General features: G+C 36.9%; 31 protein-coding genes, 1 other RNA gene and 1 other annotated feature. Of the genes, 2 read left to right on the forward strand and 30 right to left on the reverse strand.

The window, feature by feature from the left end:
- Positions 1-3 precede the first annotated feature (3 nt).
- The 29 genes from tmk to F5ESL0228_RS06385 all read right to left on the reverse strand — a co-directional run bounded on the left by tmk (position 4) and on the right by F5ESL0228_RS06385 (position 21,243).
- On the reverse strand, positions 4-651 hold the full coding sequence (gene tmk / locus F5ESL0228_RS06245) for a dTMP kinase (protein WP_122018659.1): 648 nt from the start codon (positions 649-651) through the stop codon (positions 4-6).
- 102 nt (positions 652-753) lie between these two features.
- Positions 754-984 (reverse strand): YaaL family protein, encoded by a 231-nt coding sequence (locus tag F5ESL0228_RS06250; RefSeq protein WP_369916857.1) that lies wholly within the window; start codon positions 982-984, stop codon positions 754-756.
- Positions 981-1,583 carry a recombination mediator RecR gene (recR, locus tag F5ESL0228_RS06255; protein WP_122018664.1) on the reverse strand — a complete coding sequence of 201 codons (603 nt, stop codon included), beginning with the start codon at positions 1,581-1,583 and terminating at the stop codon, positions 981-983. Before recR ends, F5ESL0228_RS06250 begins: the two co-directional genes overlap by 4 nt.
- The gene (locus F5ESL0228_RS06260; RefSeq protein ID WP_122018666.1) at positions 1,584-1,913 is read right to left on the reverse strand and encodes a YbaB/EbfC family nucleoid-associated protein; all 330 of its coding nucleotides are present in this window, start codon (positions 1,911-1,913) and stop codon (positions 1,584-1,586) included.
- 11 nt (positions 1,914-1,924) lie between these two features.
- Positions 1,925-3,709, reverse strand: a complete 1,785-nt coding sequence (gene dnaX / locus F5ESL0228_RS06265; protein ID WP_122023229.1) for a DNA polymerase III subunit gamma/tau — start codon at positions 3,707-3,709, stop codon at positions 1,925-1,927.
- A gap of 55 nt (positions 3,710-3,764) precedes the next feature.
- Positions 3,765-3,858, reverse strand: an RNA gene (gene ffs, locus F5ESL0228_RS06270) — signal recognition particle sRNA small type.
- Between the two features lie 28 nt (positions 3,859-3,886).
- Positions 3,887-4,402 (reverse strand): tRNA adenosine(34) deaminase TadA, encoded by a 516-nt coding sequence (gene tadA / locus F5ESL0228_RS06275; RefSeq protein WP_233551602.1) that lies wholly within the window; start codon positions 4,400-4,402, stop codon positions 3,887-3,889.
- Positions 4,402-5,022 carry a class I SAM-dependent methyltransferase gene (locus tag F5ESL0228_RS06280; protein ID WP_122023230.1) on the reverse strand — a complete coding sequence of 207 codons (621 nt, stop codon included), beginning with the start codon at positions 5,020-5,022 and terminating at the stop codon, positions 4,402-4,404. The genes tadA and F5ESL0228_RS06280 overlap by 1 nt, the downstream gene beginning before the upstream one ends.
- Before the next feature lie 159 nt (positions 5,023-5,181).
- Complete coding sequence (gene rplL / locus F5ESL0228_RS06285) at positions 5,182-5,544, reverse strand: 50S ribosomal protein L7/L12 (protein ID WP_122018672.1); 363 nt, start codon at positions 5,542-5,544, stop codon at positions 5,182-5,184.
- Positions 5,545-5,590: 46 nt separating this feature from the next.
- A complete protein-coding gene (gene rplJ / locus F5ESL0228_RS06290) occupies positions 5,591-6,100 on the reverse strand; it encodes a 50S ribosomal protein L10 (RefSeq protein ID WP_122018674.1) in 510 nt (169 codons plus the stop codon).
- A gap of 34 nt (positions 6,101-6,134) precedes the next feature.
- Positions 6,135-6,259 (reverse strand) — a sequence feature (ribosomal protein L10 leader region).
- 29 nt (positions 6,260-6,288) lie between these two features.
- On the reverse strand, positions 6,289-6,957 hold the full coding sequence (gene phoU, locus F5ESL0228_RS06295) for a phosphate signaling complex protein PhoU (protein WP_122018676.1): 669 nt from the start codon (positions 6,955-6,957) through the stop codon (positions 6,289-6,291).
- Between the two features lie 16 nt (positions 6,958-6,973).
- Positions 6,974-7,729: a phosphate ABC transporter ATP-binding protein PstB gene (pstB, locus tag F5ESL0228_RS06300; protein WP_122018678.1), complete on the reverse strand. Its 756-nt coding sequence runs from the start codon at positions 7,727-7,729 to the stop codon at positions 6,974-6,976.
- A 12-nt stretch (positions 7,730-7,741) separates the two neighbouring features.
- A complete protein-coding gene (gene pstB / locus F5ESL0228_RS06305; RefSeq protein ID WP_122018681.1) occupies positions 7,742-8,542 on the reverse strand; it encodes a phosphate ABC transporter ATP-binding protein PstB in 801 nt (266 codons plus the stop codon).
- A 9-nt stretch (positions 8,543-8,551) separates the two neighbouring features.
- Positions 8,552-9,445 (reverse strand): phosphate ABC transporter permease PstA, encoded by an 894-nt coding sequence (pstA, locus tag F5ESL0228_RS06310; protein ID WP_122023231.1) that lies wholly within the window; start codon positions 9,443-9,445, stop codon positions 8,552-8,554.
- Positions 9,446-9,451: 6 nt separating this feature from the next.
- On the reverse strand, positions 9,452-10,444 hold the full coding sequence (pstC, locus tag F5ESL0228_RS06315; protein WP_122023232.1) for a phosphate ABC transporter permease subunit PstC: 993 nt from the start codon (positions 10,442-10,444) through the stop codon (positions 9,452-9,454).
- A 1-nt stretch (position 10,445) separates the two neighbouring features.
- On the reverse strand, positions 10,446-11,312 hold the full coding sequence (locus F5ESL0228_RS06320; RefSeq protein WP_122023233.1) for a phosphate ABC transporter substrate-binding protein: 867 nt from the start codon (positions 11,310-11,312) through the stop codon (positions 10,446-10,448).
- 134 nt (positions 11,313-11,446) lie between these two features.
- A complete protein-coding gene (gene rplA, locus F5ESL0228_RS06325) occupies positions 11,447-12,139 on the reverse strand; it encodes a 50S ribosomal protein L1 (protein WP_122018690.1) in 693 nt (230 codons plus the stop codon).
- Between the two features lie 71 nt (positions 12,140-12,210).
- Positions 12,211-12,636 (reverse strand): 50S ribosomal protein L11, encoded by a 426-nt coding sequence (rplK, locus tag F5ESL0228_RS06330; protein ID WP_122018692.1) that lies wholly within the window; start codon positions 12,634-12,636, stop codon positions 12,211-12,213.
- 123 nt (positions 12,637-12,759) lie between these two features.
- Entirely contained in the window at positions 12,760-13,308 is a 549-nt protein-coding gene (gene nusG / locus F5ESL0228_RS06335) for a transcription termination/antitermination protein NusG (protein ID WP_122018694.1), read from the reverse strand.
- A 95-nt stretch (positions 13,309-13,403) separates the two neighbouring features.
- On the reverse strand, positions 13,404-13,574 hold the full coding sequence (secE, locus tag F5ESL0228_RS06340) for a preprotein translocase subunit SecE (protein ID WP_122018696.1): 171 nt from the start codon (positions 13,572-13,574) through the stop codon (positions 13,404-13,406).
- Positions 13,575-13,581: 7 nt separating this feature from the next.
- On the reverse strand, positions 13,582-13,731 hold the full coding sequence (gene rpmG, locus F5ESL0228_RS06345) for a 50S ribosomal protein L33 (RefSeq protein ID WP_122023234.1): 150 nt from the start codon (positions 13,729-13,731) through the stop codon (positions 13,582-13,584).
- 177 nt (positions 13,732-13,908) lie between these two features.
- A complete protein-coding gene (locus F5ESL0228_RS06350; protein ID WP_122023235.1) occupies positions 13,909-14,127 on the reverse strand; it encodes a hypothetical protein in 219 nt (72 codons plus the stop codon).
- A gap of 71 nt (positions 14,128-14,198) precedes the next feature.
- On the reverse strand, positions 14,199-14,780 hold the full coding sequence (locus tag F5ESL0228_RS06355; protein ID WP_122023236.1) for a sigma factor: 582 nt from the start codon (positions 14,778-14,780) through the stop codon (positions 14,199-14,201).
- Between the two features lie 233 nt (positions 14,781-15,013).
- A complete protein-coding gene (gene rlmB / locus F5ESL0228_RS06360; protein WP_122023243.1) occupies positions 15,014-15,769 on the reverse strand; it encodes a 23S rRNA (guanosine(2251)-2'-O)-methyltransferase RlmB in 756 nt (251 codons plus the stop codon).
- Complete coding sequence (locus tag F5ESL0228_RS06365) at positions 15,756-16,181, reverse strand: Mini-ribonuclease 3 (RefSeq protein WP_369916858.1); 426 nt, start codon at positions 16,179-16,181, stop codon at positions 15,756-15,758. Before F5ESL0228_RS06365 ends, rlmB begins: the two co-directional genes overlap by 14 nt.
- A 7-nt stretch (positions 16,182-16,188) precedes the next feature.
- Entirely contained in the window at positions 16,189-17,613 is a 1,425-nt protein-coding gene (cysS, locus tag F5ESL0228_RS06370) for a cysteine--tRNA ligase (RefSeq protein ID WP_122023237.1), read from the reverse strand.
- Between the two features lie 127 nt (positions 17,614-17,740).
- Positions 17,741-19,240: a glutamate--tRNA ligase gene (gltX, locus tag F5ESL0228_RS06375; protein WP_122018710.1), complete on the reverse strand. Its 1,500-nt coding sequence runs from the start codon at positions 19,238-19,240 to the stop codon at positions 17,741-17,743.
- A gap of 75 nt (positions 19,241-19,315) precedes the next feature.
- Positions 19,316-20,692, reverse strand: coding sequence for a DNA repair protein RadA (gene radA, locus F5ESL0228_RS06380; protein WP_122023238.1), 1,377 nt, complete (start codon positions 20,690-20,692; stop codon positions 19,316-19,318).
- Positions 20,692-21,243 carry a dUTP diphosphatase gene (locus F5ESL0228_RS06385; protein WP_122023239.1) on the reverse strand — a complete coding sequence of 184 codons (552 nt, stop codon included), beginning with the start codon at positions 21,241-21,243 and terminating at the stop codon, positions 20,692-20,694. The genes radA and F5ESL0228_RS06385 overlap by 1 nt, the downstream gene beginning before the upstream one ends.
- 109 nt (positions 21,244-21,352) lie before the next feature.
- Between F5ESL0228_RS06385 and F5ESL0228_RS06390 the strand changes: the two genes are divergently transcribed.
- A complete protein-coding gene (locus tag F5ESL0228_RS06390; protein ID WP_122018716.1) occupies positions 21,353-21,655 on the forward strand; it encodes a hypothetical protein in 303 nt (100 codons plus the stop codon).
- A gap of 79 nt (positions 21,656-21,734) precedes the next feature.
- Positions 21,735-23,078: an aminopeptidase C gene (pepC, locus tag F5ESL0228_RS06395; RefSeq protein ID WP_122023240.1), complete on the forward strand. Its 1,344-nt coding sequence runs from the start codon at positions 21,735-21,737 to the stop codon at positions 23,076-23,078.
- Positions 23,079-23,339: 261 nt separating this feature from the next.
- On the opposite strand, the gene F5ESL0228_RS06400 is transcribed toward pepC, so the two are convergent.
- Complete coding sequence (locus tag F5ESL0228_RS06400; protein WP_122023241.1) at positions 23,340-24,341, reverse strand: WxL domain-containing protein; 1,002 nt, start codon at positions 24,339-24,341, stop codon at positions 23,340-23,342.
- Positions 24,342-24,449 lie beyond the last annotated feature (108 nt).

Raw genomic sequence — 24,449 nt, forward strand, 5'->3', positions numbered from 1 at the left:
GAATCAGTCCTTTAGCAATTTTTTTGGTAATGCGTTTACGATTATTTTTAGACAGATAGCAACAACTTCGTTGATTGACTGTTGTGCATCAACTACCTTAATACGATCGGGATTCTCCCGAACAACTTGTTGATAACCATGGTAAACTTTTTGGTGAAAAGCTAGTTTTTCTTGTTCTAAGCGATCTTCTTCACCAGCACGTTCTTTAGCAATTCGTGCTAATCCCACTTGAGGTGGAATATCCAAAAACAGCGTTAAATTCGGCTCTGTTCCATTCGTTGCAAAGTCATTAATTTGTTTGACTGCGCTTATTCCTAAGTCACGTCCAATTCCTTGGTAAGCTAAAGAACTATCAACGAAACGATCAGAAAAAATAACCTTACCAGCTTTTAACGCTGGAAAAATTGTCTCAGCCATATGTTGACTTCGTGCAGCTGCATAAAGCAGTGCCTCTGTCTGAGCACTCATCTTTTCATTAGCTGGATCCAAAATGAATCGTCTAATTTTTTCGGCAATTTCTGAACCACCTGGTTCACGCGTTACTAGATATTGTGTTTGCAAGCGAGGAGCAATTTGGGCCACAACTTGTTCCAAAACCGTACTCTTACCGGACCCATCAGGTCCCTCAAAACTAATAAAAAAACTTTTCATAAAACTCTCCATGTCTCTATTTTACAAGAGTTTGTTCTATATGAACACCCTAAAGAACTTTTAATTTTAGGAAAAATAAAAAGTCCTCTTATAAGAGAACTTTTACTCCGATATTGCATTGGTGAAACCACTAAATCTTGTGTGTCGATGTCGGGCTTCATTATATAAAAATGCGTACTTAGCTAGCAAAATTTTATTAGCAACAATATTATTTTCCGACATATCTAAGGTAGTGGGGTCTAGATTTTTTTGAATCACAATCTCTTCTTGCAATTTTTCGATAGATGCAACTAGTCTATCATCCCCCATTTTCTTTACTTTATTTTGTTTCATTCGATTGATGTTCTCCCTTGTACTGCCCGTTTCAGCGTAATTGAATTTGCATATTCAATATCACTACCAACTGCTAATCCAGCAGCCAAACGTGTCACCTTAATTCCTGCTGGTCTAATTAGCTTGCTAATATACATCGCGGTTGATTCACCTTCAGGGGTTGAGTTTAATGCCAAAATAACTTCGTTAATGCTATCCTGCTTTTGTAAACGAACTATAAGTGATTTAATATTAACTTCTTCGGGTCCGATTCCATCCATTGGCGACAAGACGCCATGCAAAACATGATACAGACCATTATATTCGCCCATATCTTCAAAAGCCATGACATCTTTAGGTTGTTCAACAACCATGATTGTTGACTGATCACGTTCAGGATTACTACAAATTGCGCAGGGATCTTTTTCAGTTATATTACCGCAAATCGAGCAACGATGTAACTTTTCCTTAACTTCATTTAAAGCTACACTAAAACTATGGATATCATTATCAGGCATATCTAGAGTATAAAACGCTAGCCTTGTTGCCGTTTTTTCTCCAATACCTGGTAATTTCAAATATGCATCAATTAAATGTGCAATCGGCGCTGGATATTGCAATTAAATCATACCCTTCGTATATTTTCCTATGCTTGCTTGTGTTGCATGATCAATTTCTGTTAACCCTTTGTTAACTGCATCAATAATAAGATCTTGCAACATGTCTGGATCATCAGGATCAATAGCATCTTTATTAATAGAAATTTTCTTCAATTTGCGATCACCACTAAAAGTAGCAACAACTAAATCATCAGCAGATTTACCTAAAAATTCTTGAGCAGTGATATTTTGTTGTTCCTGGGCCATTTGTTCTTGTAACTTCTTCGCCTGCTTCATCATTTGTTGCATATTCATGCCACCCATTGAACCAAAATTAGGTCTTTTACTCATAATTATCTCCTTTAATCTTTTACCTTAACTGCATCGCCAAATATTTCTTTGGCCTTTTCCACAATTTCTTTTTCAACTTTTACTTCTTCTTGTTGATTCTCATTATTTACCTGCTTCTTGCGCTTTAGCAGTTCAGTTCCATGTGCTTGTAAAAAGTCCTTCCGAACCGTAAACCAATCTTCATCCGGAACAAGAACAATTTGATATTCATGTTTAGCAAATTTAGCAATCTGTTCGGTCAGAATAGTCAGCAAATCATCATCAGAACTTGCTTTTTCAAACCAGAGGGTATACTTGCATTTCATCACAACTTGACTTGAACTGGCTGCAACTGGCTCCAAAACATCTAACAGAGCTCGTTGCGAGACTTGTAGAACGGATTGCAAATCAGGCCAAATATCTTTAATTGCTTGCAAGTCATGTTTAGTTGCATTTTCTAAGACTTGATAGACCTGTTCACGATTTTTCTGGTTATGCTGCTTATTTTTAATCAGCTTTTTCGACGGTTTTTGTTCTTTAACAGGCGCACTTACCTTTTTTGAAATACGATTATCACCATCATCAATATGAAAAATCTGACTACTATTATTGTGATGTTGACTAATTCTCGCTACTTGTTCTGTTAACGATACAACCTGTTTTTTTAAGGCCGAAACTTCAGATTGTAAATTATTATTCTTGTTACTTACCATTTCTGTTCTAGGTGGAGAAACTATGGTCGCAGAAATATTGGTACTTTCAACCAGAAAAACTTCAAGCGGAATCTGCTGCTGATTAGTATAACGCAAATTGTTCAATGCTGTATTAGCAGAGGATATTAATTTAAAATAATTTTCTAATGGAATATCTTTAATTTTTTTCGTAAAGTCTGCTGTTAAAAAATTTCCTTGACTATTTCCATTAGTTTTAACAACCATCAAAGCATTCGTAGCAAGATCAATTAATTCATTCAAAATATTTTTAGAACTTGCTCCTTTTTGCAGTTCAGATTGTGCCAGTTCCAATGCCTTGTCAACATTCTTTTGTAAGATTGATAAAAAGAGTTTTTCAACATCCTCCTTAGCCGCGAATCCAGTAATTTCAAGGGCAGCCTCATATTCAACCGTTTCTTTTTCATAACTAAGTAGTTGATCTAAAATGCTTAAAGCATCCCTCATTCCACCGTCAGCAACTTGGGCAATAACAGTCAAAGCCCGGTCATCATATTTAATTTTTTCTTGATCAAGAATGTACTTCATTCTCTTTTCAAGGTCTTTTTGTGAAATTCGCTTAAAATTGTAGCGCTGTGTTCTGGAAATAATCGTTGCAGGAACTTTTTGCAATTCTGTTGTTGCCAAAATAAAAACGACATGTTCTGGTGGCTCTTCCAATGTCTTTAATAGCGCATTAAATGCACCCATTGACAACATATGAACTTCATCAATAATATAAACCTTATATTTTCCTTGCGTAGGTGCATACTTAACCTTATCTCTAATCTCACGAATCTCATCAACACCATTATTAGAAGCAGCATCTATTTCTATAATATCGGCCATTGCTCCTTTATCGGCTGCAAGACAGTTAACACAACTATTACATGGCTCACCGTCCTTAAGATTAGTACAATTTAATGCCTTGGCAAAAATTTTGGCGCACGAAGTCTTTCCAGTACCGCGTGGACCAGCAAACAAAAATGCATGTGAAATTGTGCCGCGCTTTATTGCATGTTTTAAAGTATTCGTAATATCTTCTTGACCAACGACACTATCAAAAGTGCGGGGTCGCCATTTGCGGTATAATGCCTGATAAGCCATTGATATTCTTTCCTAGTAAAAAACTCTTAACTCTTTGAAAGAGTTAAGAGTTTGTAAATGTCTAATAAAAGGCACATGTTCAAGCAACCTTAGTGCTGCTACCTTCCGGTCCTGACACGCTTCAGAGGTCGAACATTGCCCACAAAGTATGATACCGTATTTTTGTTAAATTTTCCACTATTTTGCTAAAATTTTGCTTTTTTCATTATCTTTAGCATGCTTTTGCCTAATTCTAATTTCTTTAAAAAAGTCTTTCATCATCTGACTTGCTTCTTTTCGATACAATCCACGGATTACATTAGGATGGTGATTAAATTTAGCAATATCAAATAAGTTAACTACACTACCTGCGGCCCCAGCCTTGGGATCTAATGCACCGTAAAAAACATTTTTTAGACGTGAATTAATAATTGCGCCTGCACACATCGGACAAGGCTCAAGCGTTACAAATAAGCTACAATCAATTAGACGCCATGTATTTATTACAGTACAAGCATTTCTAATAGCAATCATTTCGGCATGCTGCGTTGCATCTTGCTCTACTTCACGCCGATTATAACCCTTTCCAATAACTTGGCCGTCTGGACTAATTACGATTGCTCCAATCGGTACTTCACCCAATTCCTGTGCTTTTTTTGCTTGCACAAACGCCAACTGCATGTATTTTTCCTTATCAGCTTTCGTAAATTCCATTAGTGATTCACCGCCTGTAACACATAGTAACCTTTATCGCGTTTCAAAATCGTGCAATTGCCAAATGTGGTTTGAAGCAAGTGACGAGCACTTGGTTCACCTTGTTTTTTTTGGATTACCACTAAAATAATACCATTTTCAACCAAATGCTCTTTAGCTCCCGTTAAAATATCAGATACAACATTCTTACCAGCGCGAATTGGTGGATTAGTCAGTATAAGACCAAACTTCTTTGTTGGTTCAACTTGATTATAAACATCAGAAGAATAAATCTTCACATTACTAATTCCATTTAAAGCAGCATTTTTTTGTGCCAATTTCAATCCACGCTCATTAACATCGACCATTTCAACAATTTGTTCTGGCCATAACTTTGCTGCAAATAATCCCAATGGTCCATAACCAGTTCCAACATCTAAAATGTTAGCGATAGGAAATGCTATTTCTACCATTTCCTTAATTAAAACGCCAGACCCATAGTCTACTCGTTTTTTTGAAAAAACTCCTGCATCCGTGGTAAATTTCAAGTCAATTCCGTCTACATGATAATCAATCAAGCGTTCATCATGGTCAGCCATTGGATTTGCCGCATAATACATTTGATTTTTTTGATCAGTCATAATTTACTCGATTCTAAAATAGTCTATATCTAAATAATTTTAGCGGACACAGCAATATTTGCAAACTTTATTTGCTTAAATATTAATTGTCAACAAAAAACGCGCACTTGCAAATTGCAAACACGCGTTTTTTTATTAACTTGTCCAGTTGGACTGTAACTATTTTAAAGTTACAGAAGCGCCAACTTCTTCAAGTTTAGCCTTAATGTCGTTAGCTTCGTCCTCTGAAACGCCTTCCTTAACGTTCTTAGGAGCGCCATCAACAAGATCCTTTGAGTCCTTAAGGCCAAGTCCAGTAATGTCACGGACAACCTTAATAACCTTAACCTTTTCTTGGCCAGCGGCAGTCAATTCTACATCGTAGCTTGACTTAGCTTCAGCTTCACCACCAGCAGCAGCTGCAGCAACTGGAGCAGCTGCTGAAACGCCAAATTCATCTTCAATAGCCTTTACAAGGTCATTTAATTCAAGAATTGAAGCATTTTTCAAGTCTTCAATAATCTTTTCAGTATCTAAAGCCATACTTATGTATCCTCCGAAATTTAGTATTAGTTAAAAATCAATTTAATTATTCTGCAGATTCATCTTTTGAATCAGCAACAGCCTTAACGGCGTAAGCAACGTTACGAACAGGTGCTTGTAATACAGAAACAAGCATTGACAATAAACCTTCACGACCAGGGATAGCAGCAAGTTCCTTGATTTCTTCTTTAGAAGTCAATTTACCTTCAAGCACACCACCCTTAATGTCGATAACGTCAAAATCCTTTTCGTACTTAGAAACAATACGAGCTGGTTCAGTAATGTCATCTGCATTATCAGTATAAATAACAGCAGTTGGGCCAACAAAAGTATCATCAAGACCTTCAATGCCAGCCTTAGCAGCCGCACGTCTTAAGTAAGTGTTTTTAATGACTTTCATCTTAACATCGTTATCACGAAGTTCTTGACGCATGTTAGTAACTTCTTCAACAGTTAAGCCAAGATAATTAATTACCAAGATCGCCTTTGCAGCCTTAAGTTCTTCAGCAAACGCTTCAACAAACTTTTCTTTTTCAGCAATAGCAGCTTTACTCAATCAAATTCACCTCCATCAAATTTATTAATAAATTCCATAAAGCCAAAAAGCTCCATGCCAAGCAAGACATGGAGCTTTCTCATCTTCATTATCTTCTGGCCTCGGCGGGAAATTAAGGTATTGAACCACCCGAGTCTTAGGTAGAATTTACTTTGTTAAGTATAGCAGGAACGACTATCTAATGCAAGTTATTTCGAATTTACCTCAAGCAATTCGTATAATTCACCAGACACTTTATAAATTACCCAGTTTGCTATGTTCACAATATGGTCACTAATTCTTTCAAGTAATCTGATAATAACAAAGTAACTAGCAGATGCAACCGCTACGTTCTGGTCTTGTTCAACACCATCAATAATCATTTTTCTAGCTTTTTTATAATCATCATAAATTTCTTCATGACCCTCAACCATTTCACGTGCAGTCTTTTCATCTTCTTGAACATATGCAGTTAAAACTTGAATTAACATAGTTCGCACTTGATGAGTCATACCTGAAATGACTTTTTCTACTTCTTCAATTCGTGGGTTTCCCTTTACCCGAACAGTTTCAACAGCAATACTATTGGCGTTTTCACCAATTCTTTCCAAATCAGTGGTCGCCTTCAAAATGCTAATTACTACTCTAAAATCCGTCGCAACGGGCTGTTGTAGCGCAATTAAATCTAGGGCCTTTTTTTCGATTTTAACTGCTTCCTTGGCAACTTCTTTATCTTCTTCAATCATTTCTTGTGCCATTTTTTTATCATGGGCAACAAATGATCTTGTTCCCTTGTCAATTAAATCATTGACAAGGACGCCCATTTCCATAAATCTGGCGTTTAATTTTTTTAATTCATCTAAAAATATTTCATGCATAATTGTTTACTCCAGTTTAACCAAATCGACCGTTAAGATAATTACTAGTAATTTCTTTGTGCGGTGCTAAAAACATCTCCTGTGTCGAACCAGATTCTATTAATTCACCATTCATTAAAAAAGCAACTTGATCTGAAATTCGACTTGCCTGCTGCAAGTTATGCGTCACCATAATAAAAGTGTACTTTTGTTTTAATCCCATTAATGTTTCTTCAATTTCAGCACTAGATATAGGATCAAGTGCTGAAGTGGGCTCATCCAATAAAACCACTTCTGGTCTAACAGCCAGTGCGCGTGCAATACAAATGCGTTGTTGCTGTCCGCCAGAAAATGCTAGAGCATTTCTTTGTAAACTATCCTTAGTTTCCGTCCAGATTGCAGCTTGCTTTAAGCTCTCTTCAACTCGCTCTTCAATTAACTGCTTATCTTTCACTCCCGCTACACGCAGCCCATATGCTACATTATCAAAAACGGAAAAAGGAAATGGTGTTGGCTGCTGAAAAACCATTCCAACTTTTTTTCGTAATGCAACTAGGTCAAGATGCGAGTGATAAATATCCTTACCTTCTAACAAGATTTTGCCGCTAATCTTAATATCATCGATATCATCATTCATCCGGTTCAAACAACGTAAAAATGTTGATTTGCCACAGCCCGATGGTCCAATCAATGCGGTCAACTTCTGAGCAGGAAAAGCCAGGGTAATACCATGCAAAGCCTCAAAATTGCCATAATTCAGTTTAACGTTTTGCGCTTCCATCACATTAGTCATACTTGCACCCCTTTAGCCAAAACTACCTTGAATATATTTTTCTGTAACTTCTCCCTGCGGATTAGTGAAAATGTTAGTAGTTGTGTCATATTCTAACGCATGTCCCAGATGGAAAAAAGCGGTGTATTCACTAATTCTAGACGCTTGCTGCATATTATGTGTTACCATTACCATCGTATATTTTTTGCGTAACTGCTTCAGCGTATCTTCAAGTTTAGCAGTTGAAACCGGATCAAGTGCGCTAGCCGGCTCATCCAATAACAATATTTCAGGTTTTAATGCAATTGCTCGGGCAATACAAAGTCTTTGCTGTTGGCCACCTGAAAGAGCGAGCGCACTTTGATCAAGTTTATCTTTAACTTCATCCCATAAAGCAGCTGCCCTTAAACTTTCTTCTACAATTTGATTTAACTTAACTTTATCTTGTTGACCATTTGCTTTTAACGCATAAATAATATTTTCTTTGATTGACTTAGGGAACGGATTAGGCTTTTGAAATACCATTCCAATTGTTTTACGTAATTCGTAAACGTTAATCTTTTTTTGGTTAACATCCAAATTATGAAACATAATTTTCCCATCCACACGTGCTACCTGATCATTCATTCGATTTAACGAACGCAAAAATGTTGATTTACCTGAACCAGAAGCACCAATTAGAGCCGTAATTGTATTTTTCTTAAACCCCAAACTAACATCAAATAATTTCTGAATTGTACCGCCATAAAAAACACTTAAGTTTTGTGTAGAAATTGCACAATCACCTTCAGCAAATGATTTGATATATCTTGGCTGATCTTGCCAATTGTCCATAAAACTTCCTCATTTTAACTTAGCAGCTGTTAACCGCTTATATAACCAATTGCCTAAAGCTCGCGCCCCAAAATTGAAAATAATAACTACAATTACTAATAAAGCCGAGGTTGCAGCTGACACAATATTGACATCAGGAATAATTCCTTCAGTATTTACTTTCCAAATATGTACAGCCAGGGTCTCAGCAGGTCTCATTACATTTAAAAAGCTCGTTGGACTAAACATATTCCAATTAGTGTAGTCAACCGTTGAACCACTTTGACCAGCAGTATAAATTAAGGCTGCAGCTTCTCCAAATACCCGACCAGCACTAAGAATAACACCTGTAATAATTCCTGGTAATGCAGCTGGAATAACTATTCCACGAATAGTTTTCCAATTAGATAAGCCAAGAGCCCAACCAGCTTCACGCTGAGTTTGGGGAACCCCTTTAATCGCTTCTTCAATATTACTAGTTAATATTGGTAAATTAAAAAAGGTTAGTGCTAAAGCACCGGAAATAATTGAAAAACCTAATCCAAACTGGACTACAAAAACTAAATATCCAAATAAACCTACTACAATTGAGGGTAATGAACTTAAAATTTCAATTGTTGTTCTAATTATCTGTGTTAACCAGTTGTCTGGAGCATATTCAGCTAAATAAATTGCGGCTCCAAGGGCAATTGGCAATGAAATAAGCAAGGTCAATATTAAGAGATACAGTGAATTGAATAATTGATCTCTAATCCCTCCACCTGCTTCAAAAGAAGATGAAGCTGAAGTTAAGAAATGCCATGATAAGTGTGTCACACCTGATAGTAGGATATTGCCAATAATACCGATTAATAGGAGAATTACTATTCCGACTAAACAATAAATTATGCCTGTAGCAATTCGGTTATTTCTTTTTGAATTCATATGCTGCTAACTCTTCTTTCCAATTAAGTGAACCAAGAAATTGAAAAATAGTGACATTAATAATAGGAGTAATGCCAAAGACCATAAAGCATTATTTGGTAAGGTTCCCATGACCGTATTACCCATTTGACTAGTTAATTGACTAGTCAGAGTTGCAGCTGGACTAACCAAATTAGAAGGCATTAGCACCGCATTGCCGATAGCCATTTGTACAGCCAGAGCTTCGCCAAAAGCACGTGCCATTCCAAAAATAATTGCGGTCATTATTCTTGCTCTTGCGGCTCGTAAAACGACATGAAAAATTGTTTGCCACTTAGTAGCACCAAGTGCAGCTGAGGATTTTCGCAATTCCTTGGGAACAGCCTTAAAAGCATCGACTGTCAAAGAAGTAATTGTTGGCAAAACCATCACAAATAATACTAAGGTTGCTGTTAAAATTCCGAATCCTGTCCCACCAAAAATTGTTCGTATAGCCGGAACGACAACTGTTAAGCCTAAAAAGCCATAGACAACAGAAGGAATTCCCACTAAGAGTTCAATAACTGATTGTAGCAGTCCCGCTCTTTTACCAGATTCATATTCTGTCATAAATAAAGCAACAGCAATTGAAAATGGAGTCGCAATTAATGCAGCCAGTAGTGTTACCGCAAATGAAGTAACAATCATTGCAGCTGCACCAACATGATTATTTCCAGCACTTGGATTCCAGTCAGTAGAAAATAAAAAGTGGAAAATATTAACTTTATTATCAAAAAAAGTAGCAAGTCCATGCATCCCCACAAAACCAATGATTGCCACAATTAAAATACCAATTAGAGCAATTGCCAAAAATGTTAAACCTTTGCCCCATCGTTCTTGCTTTGTTTCCTTAGATGGTTTTGTTAAACGTGCTATATCTATATTTTTAGGATCTATCCCCTTAAATTTAACATGTGGTACTTTCTGCTGTGCAATTGCCTTTTCAACAACCTTTTGCAAATCTTGTTCTTTTTTTGCCATGCTAATTACCTATTTTCGTAACTCTATTTTGACTGTCACGCGTAACTTCCATCTCGTGTACACTGAGATAACCAATTTTTGGCACTAAATCTTGCTGAACTTTTTTACTCAAAATATACTTAATAAAAGCAGCAGTTGCCTTATTAGGCTTTCCTTTAGTATACATGTGCTCATAAGACCATAATGGCCACTTGTTAGTACGAATATTCTCATTAATCGGTTTTACATGATCAAGATTAATCTTTTGAATGTTAGAATCATTTGCATATGGAAAAGAAATGTACGAAATCGTCCCAGGAGTTGAATTAACTATTTTCTTTACACTACCGTTAGAATCCTGTTCCTGTGAATTTACGGCTTCTTGACCTTTTAAGATAAGATCCTCAAAGGTTGTCCTTGTTCCACTACCGCGAGAACGATTAATAACAATTATTGGCAAGTCTTTTCCCCCAACTTGACGCCAATTTTTAATCTTTCCTGTAAAAATAGCGGCAAGTTGTTTGCGTGACAAACTTTTTATTCCAACGCCTTTATTAACGATTGGAACAATACCAACCACCGCAACAGGAAAGTCTACCAACTTCTTACCATCAATTCCCTTTTGAGTATCTGCAAAAACATCAGAAGTTCCTACTTCAACTGCCCCTGCTTGAACTTGACTAAGACCAGTACCAGAACCTCCACCTTGAACAACAATATTACTATCAAGATGGGATAAATGATAATCATTTCCAGCCTGTTCAACTAAGGGTTGCAAGGCACTTGAGCCGACAATCGTAATTTTCTTATTATTTTTGCTACAACCAACTAAAAAAATCGATATAATCAAAAATACAACCAGCACTTTGCTTAAATTACTTTTTCGCATTATACATTTCCCTCAATTAAATTCATTATTAGTTTATCAAAACATTGATAATTGACCAATCATATTCCCTTGAAAAATGGTTTAAAAAAAGCAACTTGCGTTTACAGCAAAGTTGCTTTTGGTCTTATTTGATTTTAGTCTAGGTTTAATGGATCAAGCTTAATTCCAGGTCCAAAGGTTGCAGCTACAGCTACACTCTTAATATATTGACCTTTAGCAGCCGAAGGACGCGCACGTAAAATAACATCACGTAAAGCATCAAAGTTTTCAACTAATTGCTCATCAGTAAATGAAACTTTACCAATCGCAGCATGAATTGCAGCTTGACGGTCTACACGGTATTCAACTTGACCAGCCTTTACATTCTTAACGGCTTTTTCAATATCCATTGTAACAGTTCCAGTCTTAGGGTTTGGCATTAAGCCTTTAGGTCCCAATACTCGACCCAAGCGTCCTACTTTAGCCATCATTGTTGGTGTAGCAACAACAACATCAAAGTCTAAGTAACCATTTTGAACTTTTTCAACTAAGTCGTCTGAACCAACTTCATCAGCACCGGCAGCTTTAGCTGCTTCAGCTTGAGCACCTTCTGCAAAAACTATAACTTTTTGAGTCTTACCTGTACCATTTGGCAAAACAATTGAACCACGAATTTGTTGGTCTGCTTGCTTAGGGTCAACACTTAAGTTGTATGAAACTTCAACTGAAGCATCGAAGCCTGCATACGAGGTTTCCTTAACTAGCTTAATTGCTTCGGCAACCGAATACATTTTCTTTGAATCTACTTTTTTAGCAGCTTCTAAATATTTTTTACCATGCTTTGGCATGTGATTTCCTCCTTAATATGTGGTCAAACAAGCGTTAAGCTCTCCCACCTAAAATGTTATAAATAACAGGATTAGTCTTCGACTTCGATGCCCATACTTCTAGCAGTACCCTCGATCATCCGCATAGCAGCTTCGACATCAGCAGCATTAAGGTCTTGCATCTTTGTTTCAGCAATTTCCTTAACTTGAGCCTTGGTAACCTTACCAACTTTCTTGGTGTTAGGTTCGCCAGATGCTTTGTCAATCTTAGCAGCTTGCTTCAATAGCACTGGAGCTGGTGGAGTCTTAGTTACGAATTCAAATGAACGATCTTCGTAAACAGTGATGACTACAGGAATAATCATGCCTTTTTGGTCAGCTGTTCTAGCATTGAAGTCCTTGGTAAAGCCAACAATGTTAATCCCGGCTTGACCTAAAGCTGGACCAACTGGAGGTGCAGGTGTTGCAGCACCAGCTGGTATTTGTAATTTGACAACGTTAATAACTTTCTTTGCCACGGTCAAAACCTCCTTGATTCCGTGTGTGGTTAAAATGGAAAAGCAACTTGCTCTTCCTCCCACAATAATAAAACTACGTTAATAGCGTACCATCGTTTGAACAAATTTGCAATATTTGAAAATTTAATTAATTTTCTTTACTTGATCATAGTCAAGCTCGGTTGTTGTTGCTCGACCAAACATTTCGACTGAAACAAATAATTTGTATTTATCAGGTTGAATTTCTGTGATCTTACCTTCAACACCGTTAAATGCACCATCAATGATTGTGACTGTTTCGCCAATTTCATAATCAATTTGTGGACGCTTAACCGGCTCACCTTGTTGACGCAATAACCGATTAACCTCCTCATCAAGAAGAGGTGAAGGCTTGGATCCACCACCATGGGAGCCAACAAATCCGGTAACATTAGGTGTATTTCTAACTACAAACCAGCTTTCGTCTGTCATTACCATTTCAACTAGCACATAACCAGGGAATATTTTTTCTTCAATCTCTTTTTTCTTATCGTTGACTTTTTCAATTTTTTCTTGTTCAGGAACCATCACGCGGAAAATATAATCCTGCATTCCCATACTTTGTGCACGTGATAGCAAGTCCGACTTGACTTTATCTTCATATCCTGAATATGTATGAAGTACATACCATTGCTTTTTTATTGTTTCAACCATTACTACAGATTCTCCTTTTTAAGGCAAACAAAAAACCTCTAGGTCAGAGGTTATAAATGATTATATATTTTAACACAAATAAATTTATTTTGCTATCACATAACAATTTGAGTTAGACTGCTAAATGCCCAGTCAAGTAGTCCCAAATATAATGCAAACAAAATCGAGGAGCCGATAACAATTCCCGTGTCATGACGGTTCTGCTTAGCACTTGGCCAAGTTACTAATCGCATTTCTTCAACAACGCTCTTAAAAAATTTAATCATTATCCTCTTACCTCGTTTCTTTATGTAAAGTCATCTTACCACAATACTTGCAAAATTTATTCAACTCAAGCCGCTGAGTGCGATTCTTACTTGCGGTGATCGAGTAGTTACGTGAGCCACAAATGCTACAGGCTAAGGATGCTTTTTTCACTGCCATAATCTCACTTCCAAACTATTGTATTTTAGCAAAAAAAATCTCTATAAGCAATTAATTACAGTTTGCCACTTTAATTAGTAAAATGGTCTCAATAAAAATAGCCACTCTATCGCGGGCGGCCATTGGTGATCAACATATAGCGTGACCACTGAGCGTAGAATATCTTATTAGTCGGACTTACTTCTTAAGATTTTCATTTACGAAGGATTCGATTTTGTCGTCAGCATCATCAAGAAACGGAAGCATATCTTCTTCTGTCTTGATAGTATCTCTTCCATTTTTTTCCATAAAATAGTCCCAAAGTGCATCTCTAACAGGAATATCAGAGTCACTCCAGTCAAATACTTCTTTCATGTGACGATCTAGCAATGCTGTCTTTATAACTTCTTCTGCCATCTTAATTACCTCCTAAATATTATTCTACAATTATTTATTATACCCCTTTTTAGTGCCGACTACTAAAATAACTAATCTAAAAGTACATGGCGCATTTTTCGTGACACGCGTGAGCGTGCACGCAAAATTGTAACCCGTTCCACTTTAAGCTTTTGCAGGGCATCTTCTATATCAATAATCCCTAACTCAATTAGTAGAGCACTAATTTCTAAATCAGATAAGCTGGCAATTAAACTAGCTAATAATTCACTTAATGGAATTTCACTTGGGCTTATAACTGATTTTGCTATCGGTTCTAATCCCTTTTCTTTTGCCGCGTCTAATGAAACTGATTGATTCATTGCCTTTCTTCTGTAAGCAGAATCATATCTGACCAATGTTTTAGCATGATTAGTGAGCCTAGTTTTATAATAACTGCCAAATCTTCCTTTACTTTGATCAAAATTCATAGCCGAGGCATGACAAATAATTAATGCGTCCTGATTCCAATCTTGGTCATCATAATATCGAACGTAATATTTTTGCTTCACACTATATACTAACGGATAATATAGTTGATAAAGTTTTACAAGTGCATCGTCTTTTCCTTCCTTAATCTGTGAGATTAAATTCGTTTCATCTGCGTTTACATCAAATGATTTTTTTCTGACCATTCTTCTTATCCTCAAACTTTCTTAGTATTTGAGGTGAAGAATACGCAACTTTTTCTTACTAAAATATCGAACAAACGTTTATATACTACAATTTATTTTTGGTGCAACAAAACATTAAAACACATTATTTTCAACGTTAATATAATTACCAAAATAATCTTAATCAACATAAAAAAACCCTGAAACTAAATAATTAAACTGTTAATTACTTAGTTTCAGGGTATTTTTATTCTTTAGTTTAACGGATTACGACTATTGAGCATCTGATAAAGCATTATACCCGTTGCCACGCTTGCATTGAGCGATTGAACGTGTCCAACCATTGGCAAAGTTAACATTTGGTCCATTTGTTCTTTAAGTAACCGTGAAATACCTTTGCCTTCGTTACCAATTACCAACACGGCCTTACCTTTACTGTTCCAGCGACGATAATCAATACCATTCATATCTGTTCCAAATAACCAATAACCTTTATTTTTTAAAATTTTACTAGTTTGAACCAGATTATTAACACGGGCAACTGGGACATGGTCAATTGCACCGGTAGAAGTTTTAGCAACAACCGATGTCAGCCCCGTTGCATGACGTTTAGGAATTATTATTCCGTCTACTCCAGTTGCATCAGCTGTTCGCAGAATTGAACCCAAATTGTGCGGATCTTCAATTGAATCCAACATTAACAAAAAAGGATCTTCTTTTGCTTGATCTAACTGGTCTAACAACCGAGCTAAATCTGTATATTCGAAACTTGCAATCGTTAAAACTAGACCCTGATGATTTTCGCCCGCTACCAATCGATCCAGCTTATTTTTAGGTACGGTCTGAACAATCACACCTTTATTTCTTGCTAATTCAAAAACTTCGTTGGCAAAATTTTCTTGTACGCCTTGTTGAAGAAAAACTTTATTAATCCGTTCAGCATCCTGTGTTTTTAAAAAATCTAGTCCAGCATGCTTACCGAAAATAAAATCACTATTAATTGAACTCATATTCATCTATCCCACCATTTTCTACTGCTTTTATGCACCATGAGGTTAGTTCAAAAATACGGTCTTTTTCTCCTAACAATTCCAAATAACCCCATACTGCTTCAAAACCTGTTGACAATTGATAAGTTGACAGGCTTGTATTCTTCGCTTTAGTGTGTGTCTTAGCGTTACGACCACGATGAAAGATTGTTACTTCATCAGCAGTTAAAAGGTTATCAGCTTGCAATTTTGTAATCAAAGCTGCCTGTGCCTTAGCCGAAACATAGTACGTAGCTTGACGCTGTAAAACCTGCGGTTTAACAATCTGACATTTAATTAAATGTTCACGAATAGCAATTTCGTATACTGCATCCCCCAAATAAGCTAAAGTTTGTCCATTTAACGTATCAGGATTGATTTTTCTTTCTGTCATTTTTCTTTTAATCACGTATCCACCTTGTCCCTTGAGGGGTATCTTCTAACATAACACCCATTTTCTTTAATTGTGCACGGATAGCATCACTTTTTGCCCAATCTTTACTTGCTCGTGCCTTTTCTCGCTCTTGAATTAAATTACTGATTTCGTCATCCGATTTTCTTCTAACCGAAGTAGTCAATTTTTGAGCGTCAATTCCGAAAATTCCTAACCATGTAATCAACAATTGTTGAGCCCTATTAAGTGCATCCTTATCAGCAAAAGCAGATGCAACATTAGCGTTGATTTCTGGTAGTAAATCATAAATAGCTGCAAGGGCATTTTGGACATTTAGATCATCGTCCATTGCCTCAGTAAATTGATCCTCAGTCTGAGCTATTTTAGCCACTAATATTGATGAAGCCATACTGTTAGTCTGGTCATTAAGACGATAAGCAATGTTAATTAGTGTGTTTTTAAACCGGTTTAAAATATTTTTCGCCTGAGCTAAATTGTTATCAGAATAATTAATTGGCCGGCGATAATGTACACTAGCCATAAAAAAGCGTAAAACTTGCGGATTAGTCGTCTTTAACAAATCATGCACAGTCACAAAATTATGCAAAGATTTAGACATTTTTTCTTGACCAGCCCCAACTGTGACAAAACCGTTATGCATCCAATAGTGTACAAACTTCTTACCCGTGGCTGCTTCGCTCTGAGCAATCTCATTTTCATGGTGTGGAAACTCTAAGTCTTGTCCTCCACCATGAATATCAATTGTTTCACCTAAATACTTAGTTGACATTACTGAGCACTCAATATGCCACCCTGGACGTCCCTTGCCCCAAGGAGATTCCCACGCAATTTCATCTGGTAGTTTCTGCTTTTTCCATAAAGCAAAATCAATTGGATCTTCCTTACGTTGTTGTTCTTCTTGATTCACATGTTCAGAAGCACCAGCTTCAAGTTCAGCAATATTTTGATTGCTCAGTTCTCCGTAATGCTTAAATTTGCGTGTTCGATAATAAACATCTCCACTAGATTCATAAGCATAACCTCGTTTAATTAATTTCTTAATAAAGTCAATAATTGCTGGAATTTCATTTGTTGCCCGTGGATTCATGGTCGCTTTTTCAACGTTTAATGCTTGAATATCTTCACAATAAGCTTGAATATAGCGTGCAGCTAGTTCAGGAACTGTAATCTCTTCCGCTCGTGCCTCATCAATCATCTTGTCATCGACATCAGTAAAATTAGAGACATAGTTAACTTGGTAACCCTTATATTCAAAATAGCGCCTAATTGTATCAAAAGCGATCACACTGCGTGCGTTACCAATATGAATATAATTATATACAGTCGGGCCACAAACATACATCGTAATTTGTCCAGGCGTAATCGGTCGAAATTCTTCTTTAGTCTTAGTTAAAGTATTATAAATTTTCACAGCGGCTAACTTGCCTTTCTTTAAACTTTTCTTTTTATTTTAACAGAAAGAACACATTCAACACCAATTTTCAAAACAAAATAGCGTATCACGCTTTAAGAACGTTATACGCTATTTCGATAAGCAATTATAAGCCGTTTTCACTCATTTGTTTTAAAGTTAAGTCTAAGTGTTGCAATACTCGTTCTTTACCCAAAAGCTCCATAGCTTCTCCAATTCCAGGACCAACCATTGATCTAGTTGTCGCTATTCTAATTGGCATAAAGAGTCGCCTACCCTTAATTCCTGTTTCGTTACGTGTTGCTTGAACTGCCTTCATTATTTGTGTAGCAGTAAAGCGAGGAATCAATTCAAGCTGCTTCTTAAATTCTTCAATTACTGGTCGTGCCTCATCCTTACGAATTTCAGCAATTTCTTCGTCATCCAAATTTTTTGGTGCAGCAAAGAATATTTTAGCTAAATCAACAATTTGTTTAGTGTAAGACATTTGTACAGAATAAATATTTACTAATTGTCGAACCCACTCTAGCTTTTCTGGTGATGGGGTTTCTTCAACTAATCCAGCCTCTTGTAAGTTGTTTAAAGCTAAATCAAGTAAGGTATCACGATTTGCCTGTTTAATGTACTGATTATTAATCCATTCCAGCTTTTTCTGGTCAAAAGCAGCCGGAGATTTAGATAAACGCTCAGGATCAAACTGCTTGATCAGTTCTCGTTGATTATAAATTTCGCTTTCACCAACTGGCGACCATCCAAGTAGCGTAATAAAATTAAACATTGCATCAGGAAGATACCCTAAATCACGGTACTGTTCAATAAACTGTAAAACTGATTCATCACGCTTAGATAGCTTTTTCCCAGTTTCAGCGTTAATGATTAACGTCATGTGACCAAATTTAGGTGGTTCCCAGCCTAATGCTTCATACACTGCTAACTGCTTAGGTGTATTAGAAACATGGTCATCACCGCGAAGAACATGAGTAATTTCCATTAGGTGATCATCAACCACAACCGCAAAGTTATAAGTTGGCATGCCATCACGTTTTTGAATAACAAAATCACCACCAATGGTATCCGATTCAAAGCTCAAATGCCCTTTAACCAAATCTTCCCACTCATAAGTTTCCATTTCTGGAATATGAATACGAACAACTGGAGTTAAGCCTTGAGCTCGGGCTTTGGCCTGACTCTGCGCAATTTCATCAGCAGTCATGCCTTCATACTCATAGGTGTAGTGCGGCGCAATTCCCATAGCACGTTGCTCTTCTCGTTGCTCTTCAAGTTCTTCTTGAGTTTTATAAGAATAGTAAGCTTTACCTTCATCAAGTAGCTGCTGAATATACTTATTGTAAATTTCTTTACGTTCGGATTGACGATAGGGGCCAAAGTCTCCCCCTTTATCAGGACCTTCATCCCAATCTATTCCGAGCCAATGAAGATTCTCCATTTGTGACTTAGAGCCACCTTCGACATTACGCTTAGTGTCAGTATCTTCAATTCTTAAAACAAAAGTGCCCTTATTGTGCCGAGCAAATAAGTAATTAAAAAGCGCGGTACGTGCATTACCGATGTGTAAATGCCCCGTTGGACTGGGGGCATATCTTACTCGAATTTTTTGTTTTGCCAAAATTATGCCTCTTTCAATATAGTAAATTCAAACAATTTTAGTTTACCCGTAATAAGCTAAAAGTTCAATCTTTCCTTATCCCAAAACCAATTTTAATGCTTGTGGAATACTTGCAACAGGAATTACTTCAATTCCTAATTGCTTCAAGCTATTCCTCATATTATGTTTTGGAATAAAGATACGCTTAAAACCAGTCTTAGCGGCTTCCCTAATCCGGGCATCAATTTGATTAACACGGCGCACCTCGCCCGTTAAACCAACTTCACCCACAAAACAATCGGTCGGCAGTATCTCCTGATTTTTATAACTAGAAGCAATCGCCATTACAACCGCTAAATCAACGGCAGGTTCATTCAAACGAATACCACCCGTTGCAGTTAAATAGACATCTTGATTTTGCAACATTAAGTTGCCCCGCTTTTCTAAGACTGCTAATAAAAGAGCCGCTCGATTAAAATCAACCCCTGAAGTCGTTCTCTTAGCATAACCAAATGCCGTTGGCGTAACTAGTGCCTGAATCTCTGCCAGAATTGGTCTTGTTCCTTCTAATGAAACTACAATTGCTGAGCCCGTTGATTCAGGTAAACGCTCATCCAAAAATATTGCTGACGGATTGGTTACCTCTTTGAGACCCCTATTTACCATTTCAAACATTCCAATTTCATTTGCGGCGCCAAAACGATTTTTTACTGAATGTAAAATGCGGTAGGCATGGTGTTCATCACCCTCAAAATAAAGAACGGTATCAACCATGTGCTCCAAAATTTTTGGTCCAGCAATTGTGCCTTCTTTAGTGACATGACCAATTACAAAAACCGTAATTGCATCAACTTTAGCAATCTTCATTAATTCACTTGTTACTTCTCGCACTTGTGAAGCTGAACCCGTCATTGAATCAAGACTTGGCTCATTCATCGTCTGAATTGAATCTATAACTACGAAATCGGGATGAATGGTATCAATTTGACGTCTAATATCTTCCATATCGGTTTCAGGATATAGTAACATTTCGCTAGATTTTAACCCTAAACGATCAGCACGCAACTTAATCTGATTTGCAGACTCTTCTCCTGAAACATAAAGCACTTTATGCTGATGCGATAACTCGCTCATGATTTGCAACATTAATGTTGATTTACCAATCCCTGGATCTCCACCGATCAAAACAAGTGATCCAGGTACAATCCCGCCTCCAAGGACACGATTTAATTCACCCATGCTAGTTTGAATACGTTCTTCTTTTTCTGCTTTTACCTGATCCATTTTAATCGGTTCACTGCCACCAGCTTGCTTAATGAGTCTACTGGGACTACCTTTACTTGATCGTGTCTGCAATGTTTCAGTTTCTTTTTCAAACTGATTCCATGCCCCACAATTAGGACAACGCCCTAAATAACTAGCAGAAATATAGCCACATGAACGACATTTATACTTAGTTTTAATCTTTCCCATTAGTCCTCCTTCTCATTTGTTGAACCAAAGCCGTTACATCTTTGACGATCGACTGGCAAATCATTATCAACTTTGTTGTATTTAATAAAAATACCTTGGGCAATGCGATCTCCCTTGTGAATTTTAATTGGTCTGATACCGTAATTAAGCATTTGAACGAAAATTTCACCCTCATTTTTCTCATTATTATAGTAATCTGCGTCTATGACTCCAATTCCATTGGGTAAACTTAAGCTACGTTTAAAAGTATTAGATGAGCGATTTGCCAAAATCAGAACTTCATCTTCAGGCATATACGCCTTGATTCCAGTTGGTATTAATATTGGTCGTAAAATTTCATCAGCAAGCTCATAATCAGATTCATAAAGTTGATGACCATTACGCAATAAACGAAAAATGCGTACAAAATTAAGACGCCAAATACTCGGAACTACCATATCTTTAGCCGCCTCTAAATCATAGCCTGCACTTGCAAGTGTTTGCCGTCTTGGTAACATGATTTTTTGATCTTGATATTTAGATACGACTTCAAAGCCACGATTTTTCTTCATTTTATCTCCTTTAAAACACTAATATTTATTTTACAATAGATTACAAAGATTCAGAAATCTTCTATATGATTAAATACGTAAAAATAAGTTATTTTAAAAGGAAAATGCCATGTTCGATATTGATAATCCCCATCAAGCCTTTCAAGTTAACGACGATAATAATCGCCTAATCTGCCGGTGGTCAATGGACAAAATTAACCGACAAACTGGACCAGTCTGGGTAATGAATCACTTATTTATTAACCCCGATGTAAATAGTAAACAAATTTTACACGATCAGATGAAAGTAGTAATGGAAATTGCTCAAAAATCTCAAATACCAGTGTGGCCACTTGACCCACAAGTCATCGCCTATTTTAGCCAACATTCAGAATTTGATAAAATTTGGTATCACAAGCCTTATAGCAAATAATTATCAAACTTTCTATATTAGACTACTCACGTGCATTAGGCTAAAATAGAAGTAATTAACTTTAAGGAGGAAACATTTTATGACAAAAGAAATCACCAATGAAGCAATTGCTAATTTTGCTGCTGATCTAGACAAGCACCCTGGCATTAACATTGCTAGCCGAGCTGCCCAACAAAATGGCATTTACAAGGCTAGTCAAAATTTGCAATCAAAGATTGACCTCGAGCCAACTTTTTCTATCGAAATTGATACAGGTAAACCCGCTGACCAAAAACAATCAGGTCGCTGCTGGATGTTTTCAGCTTTAAATACCATGCGTCACCCTTTACAAAAAGAATACAAAGTTAAAGACTTTGAATTATCCCAAAATTACACTAACTTCTGGGACAAATTCGAAAAGTCTAACTGGTTCTTTGAAAACGTAATTGCTACTGCCGATAAACCTTTAGGAGATCGGAAAGTTAGCTTCTTGTTTGCAACTCCACAACAAGATGGTGGGCAATGGGATATGCTATGCGGCCTAATCGAAAAATACGGTATTGTACCTAAAGCAGTTTATCCCGAAACAGCTAATGCCACTAGTTCAAGTGCCTTGAATGACACTTTGAATACTCTTTTACGTAAAGATGGGTTAGCTTTGCGCGCGATGATTAATAGTGGTAAAACCGAAAATGAAGTTACTGCTCGCAAGAATGAATTTTTGAATGATGTTTTCAGAGTTCTTGTTATTTCATTAGGAATGCCACCAAAGAAATTTGACTTTGAATACAAAGATGATGATGGCAACTATCACCGCGAAGCAGATCTTACACCAAAAGAATTCTTCGATAAGTATGTCGGAATGAATCTTGAAGACCACGTATCAATTATTAATTCACCAACAACTGATAAGCCATATCATAAAGTCTTTTCTGTTGAATACCTTGGCAATATTGTCGGTGGTCGTCAAGTAAGGCACATGAACTTAGAAATTTCTGAAATGAAAGATTTAATCATCCAACAATTAAAGGGTGGTGAAGTTGTTTGGTTTGGCTCAAATGTGGGCAAAGATTCCGAAAGACAACTAGGCTTGCTTGATACCAAGATTTACCAGCGCGATGAATTATTTGATATTGATATGTCAATGTCAAAGGGCGACAAACTTGATTCTGGCGAAAGCATGATGGATCACGCCATGGTGATTACTGGGGTTGATTTAGTTGAAGGAAAACCAACTAAATGGAAAATTGAAAACTCTTGGGGTGAAAAGCCCGGCTTTAAAGGTTACTTTGTAATGAGTGATACTTGGTTTGATGCTTTTGTATACCAAGCGGTGATTAACAGAAAGTTTCTCTCTGATACTTTAAAGACCGAATTTGATGAAGGGGCTAAAGATCCTATTCAACTTTTGCCATGGGATCCAATGGGCGCCTTAGCGAAATAATTATTTTAGCAACAATAAGTAAAGGGCAGTAGACCTAGAGTTGTCTACTGCCTTTTTATAATCCTAATTAAACAAAAAAAGATGCTCAAGCTTTATGCTTGAGCACCTTTTATAAAATCATTATTATTGTTGCCTAACAACAAACTTCTACAGAATTTCCTTAAACTTTAATTTAAGAAAATTAGTTAAAACTTGTAGGTATTAGTGCAGAGATATATTACTTAATTGTTAGTTAGTAAGTATCTTGACAAAATCTTAAGTTTATTGAATTCCTGTGGATAAAGTCCAAGTTAATGAAGTCGTATAAGTTCCTGCATCAACACTGGCACTTGCTGGTAAAGTCAACTTGATATCACTTGGATCCCAAGCAAAAACATAGGCTCCACCAGATAAATTTGGTCCTTTATCCTCTCCAATCTGAACTGCAGTGCTACTAGAATTTAAGTTAACCGTAAAATCAGAGACAGGAAGATTTACTAAGGGAGTAAAAGTTTCATACCCTTTATCGGCCTCATTCCCCGTTAAGTCAAAAAGCTTATCTGTTGTGCTCTCTTTCGTATTTTTAAAGGTTAATGTAGCTCCAGCAATTGTTTTAGCATTAGCGTCGCTACCAGTAGTCAGCGGACCATCGGCTTTAACCTTTAATTGCCAACTACCTGTATACTTATCATTCTTGCCATCAGTAGTTGTACGCTTATCTTGCTTATCAACCACTGTTAACCAAGTCTTACCATTAACACCACTTAAATTAGGATCAGTGGTAGAAAGCTTCGGGGTCTGGTTATCTGCACCGGCATATCCAGGATGTACATCATTGCCGGTATCATTTAAGTTCGTACCAGCTGCGGTAAAGACAGGGTTGGCAGAATTAAACGCAGTATAACTACCAAAATCGAGTACTTCTGGCACATGTTGCAGACGTAAGTAGCCGATTGGCTTGAGGGTACCATCACCATTGTGGTCACCATCGCCAGGATCAGTATTTGAACCCTTGCCATCATCTGGTTTATTTGGATTACCGCCGCCGCCAGGATTATCAGGATTAGTACCGCCGCCGCCAGGATTAGTACCGCTGCCTTTTCCAAAAGTAATTCCTACTTTACTTCTTCCGTTATCAGGTAAGGTCCGGCCATTATTAAATTTATTTCCCGCAGCTATACCCTCTTGCGACGTAGCCTGGGTAATGGCCGGAGTAGCGGCAGCTACAGTCGATAAGACCGTGGCACTTGTCATTACCATACTGACTATTTTAGTTAATTTCATTTTGAAGTTCCTCCTTCAAATACATATTTTTCATACACAACTAATCATCTTGCAATGATTATTCCAACGATTGTTTACTAGTTAATAAAGATTGATCGTCTTCCAAGT

This window comes from Lactobacillus sp. ESL0228, assembly GCF_003692825.1.
Taxonomy (GTDB): domain Bacteria; phylum Bacillota; class Bacilli; order Lactobacillales; family Lactobacillaceae; genus Lactobacillus.

What these genes read in the sequence shown, in the direction of transcription:
- pepC (WP_122023240.1), top strand. Translation starts at nt 21,735, where the DNA reads ATGACAAAAGAAATCACCAATGAAGCAATTGCTAATTTTGCTGCTGAT.
- F5ESL0228_RS06260 (WP_122018666.1), bottom strand. Translation starts at nt 1,913, where the DNA reads ATGAGTAAAAGACCTAATTTTGGTTCAATGGGTGGCATGAATATGCAA.
- F5ESL0228_RS06320 (WP_122023233.1), bottom strand. Translation starts at nt 11,312, where the DNA reads ATGCGAAAAAGTAATTTAAGCAAAGTGCTGGTTGTATTTTTGATTATA.
- F5ESL0228_RS06350 (WP_122023235.1), bottom strand. Translation starts at nt 14,127, where the DNA reads ATGGCAGAAGAAGTTATAAAGACAGCATTGCTAGATCGTCACATGAAA.
- rlmB (WP_122023243.1), bottom strand. Translation starts at nt 15,769, where the DNA reads ATGAGTTCAATTAATAGTGATTTTATTTTCGGTAAGCATGCTGGACTA.
- tmk (WP_122018659.1), bottom strand. Translation starts at nt 651, where the DNA reads ATGAAAAGTTTTTTTATTAGTTTTGAGGGACCTGATGGGTCCGGTAAG.
- radA (WP_122023238.1), bottom strand. Translation starts at nt 20,692, where the DNA reads ATGGGAAAGATTAAAACTAAGTATAAATGTCGTTCATGTGGCTATATT.
- F5ESL0228_RS06385 (WP_122023239.1), bottom strand. Translation starts at nt 21,243, where the DNA reads ATGAAGAAAAATCGTGGCTTTGAAGTCGTATCTAAATATCAAGATCAA.
- F5ESL0228_RS06365 (WP_369916858.1), bottom strand. Translation starts at nt 16,181, where the DNA reads ATGACAGAAAGAAAAATCAATCCTGATACGTTAAATGGACAAACTTTA.
- pstC (WP_122023232.1), bottom strand. Translation starts at nt 10,444, where the DNA reads ATGGCAAAAAAAGAACAAGATTTGCAAAAGGTTGTTGAAAAGGCAATT.
- phoU (WP_122018676.1), bottom strand. Translation starts at nt 6,957, where the DNA reads ATGCATGAAATATTTTTAGATGAATTAAAAAAATTAAACGCCAGATTT.
- dnaX (WP_122023229.1), bottom strand. Translation starts at nt 3,709, where the DNA reads ATGGCTTATCAGGCATTATACCGCAAATGGCGACCCCGCACTTTTGAT.
- pstB (WP_122018681.1), bottom strand. Translation starts at nt 8,542, where the DNA reads ATGGACAATTGGCAAGATCAGCCAAGATATATCAAATCATTTGCTGAA.
- F5ESL0228_RS06390 (WP_122018716.1), top strand. Translation starts at nt 21,353, where the DNA reads ATGTTCGATATTGATAATCCCCATCAAGCCTTTCAAGTTAACGACGAT.
- F5ESL0228_RS06400 (WP_122023241.1), bottom strand. Translation starts at nt 24,341, where the DNA reads ATGAAATTAACTAAAATAGTCAGTATGGTAATGACAAGTGCCACGGTC.
- nusG (WP_122018694.1), bottom strand. Translation starts at nt 13,308, where the DNA reads ATGGTTGAAACAATAAAAAAGCAATGGTATGTACTTCATACATATTCA.
- F5ESL0228_RS06250 (WP_369916857.1), bottom strand. Translation starts at nt 984, where the DNA reads ATGAAACAAAATAAAGTAAAGAAAATGGGGGATGATAGACTAGTTGCA.
- tadA (WP_233551602.1), bottom strand. Translation starts at nt 4,402, where the DNA reads ATGGAATTTACGAAAGCTGATAAGGAAAAATACATGCAGTTGGCGTTT.
- pstB (WP_122018678.1), bottom strand. Translation starts at nt 7,729, where the DNA reads ATGACTAATGTGATGGAAGCGCAAAACGTTAAACTGAATTATGGCAAT.
- rplL (WP_122018672.1), bottom strand. Translation starts at nt 5,544, where the DNA reads ATGGCTTTAGATACTGAAAAGATTATTGAAGACTTGAAAAATGCTTCA.
- secE (WP_122018696.1), bottom strand. Translation starts at nt 13,574, where the DNA reads ATGATTAAATTTTTTAAGAGCGTTGTTGAAGAAATGCGATTAGTAACT.
- rplA (WP_122018690.1), bottom strand. Translation starts at nt 12,139, where the DNA reads ATGCCAAAGCATGGTAAAAAATATTTAGAAGCTGCTAAAAAAGTAGAT.
- pstA (WP_122023231.1), bottom strand. Translation starts at nt 9,445, where the DNA reads ATGAATTCAAAAAGAAATAACCGAATTGCTACAGGCATAATTTATTGT.
- F5ESL0228_RS06280 (WP_122023230.1), bottom strand. Translation starts at nt 5,022, where the DNA reads ATGACTGATCAAAAAAATCAAATGTATTATGCGGCAAATCCAATGGCT.
- F5ESL0228_RS06355 (WP_122023236.1), bottom strand. Translation starts at nt 14,780, where the DNA reads ATGGTCAGAAAAAAATCATTTGATGTAAACGCAGATGAAACGAATTTA.
- rpmG (WP_122023234.1), bottom strand. Translation starts at nt 13,731, where the DNA reads ATGGCAGTGAAAAAAGCATCCTTAGCCTGTAGCATTTGTGGCTCACGT.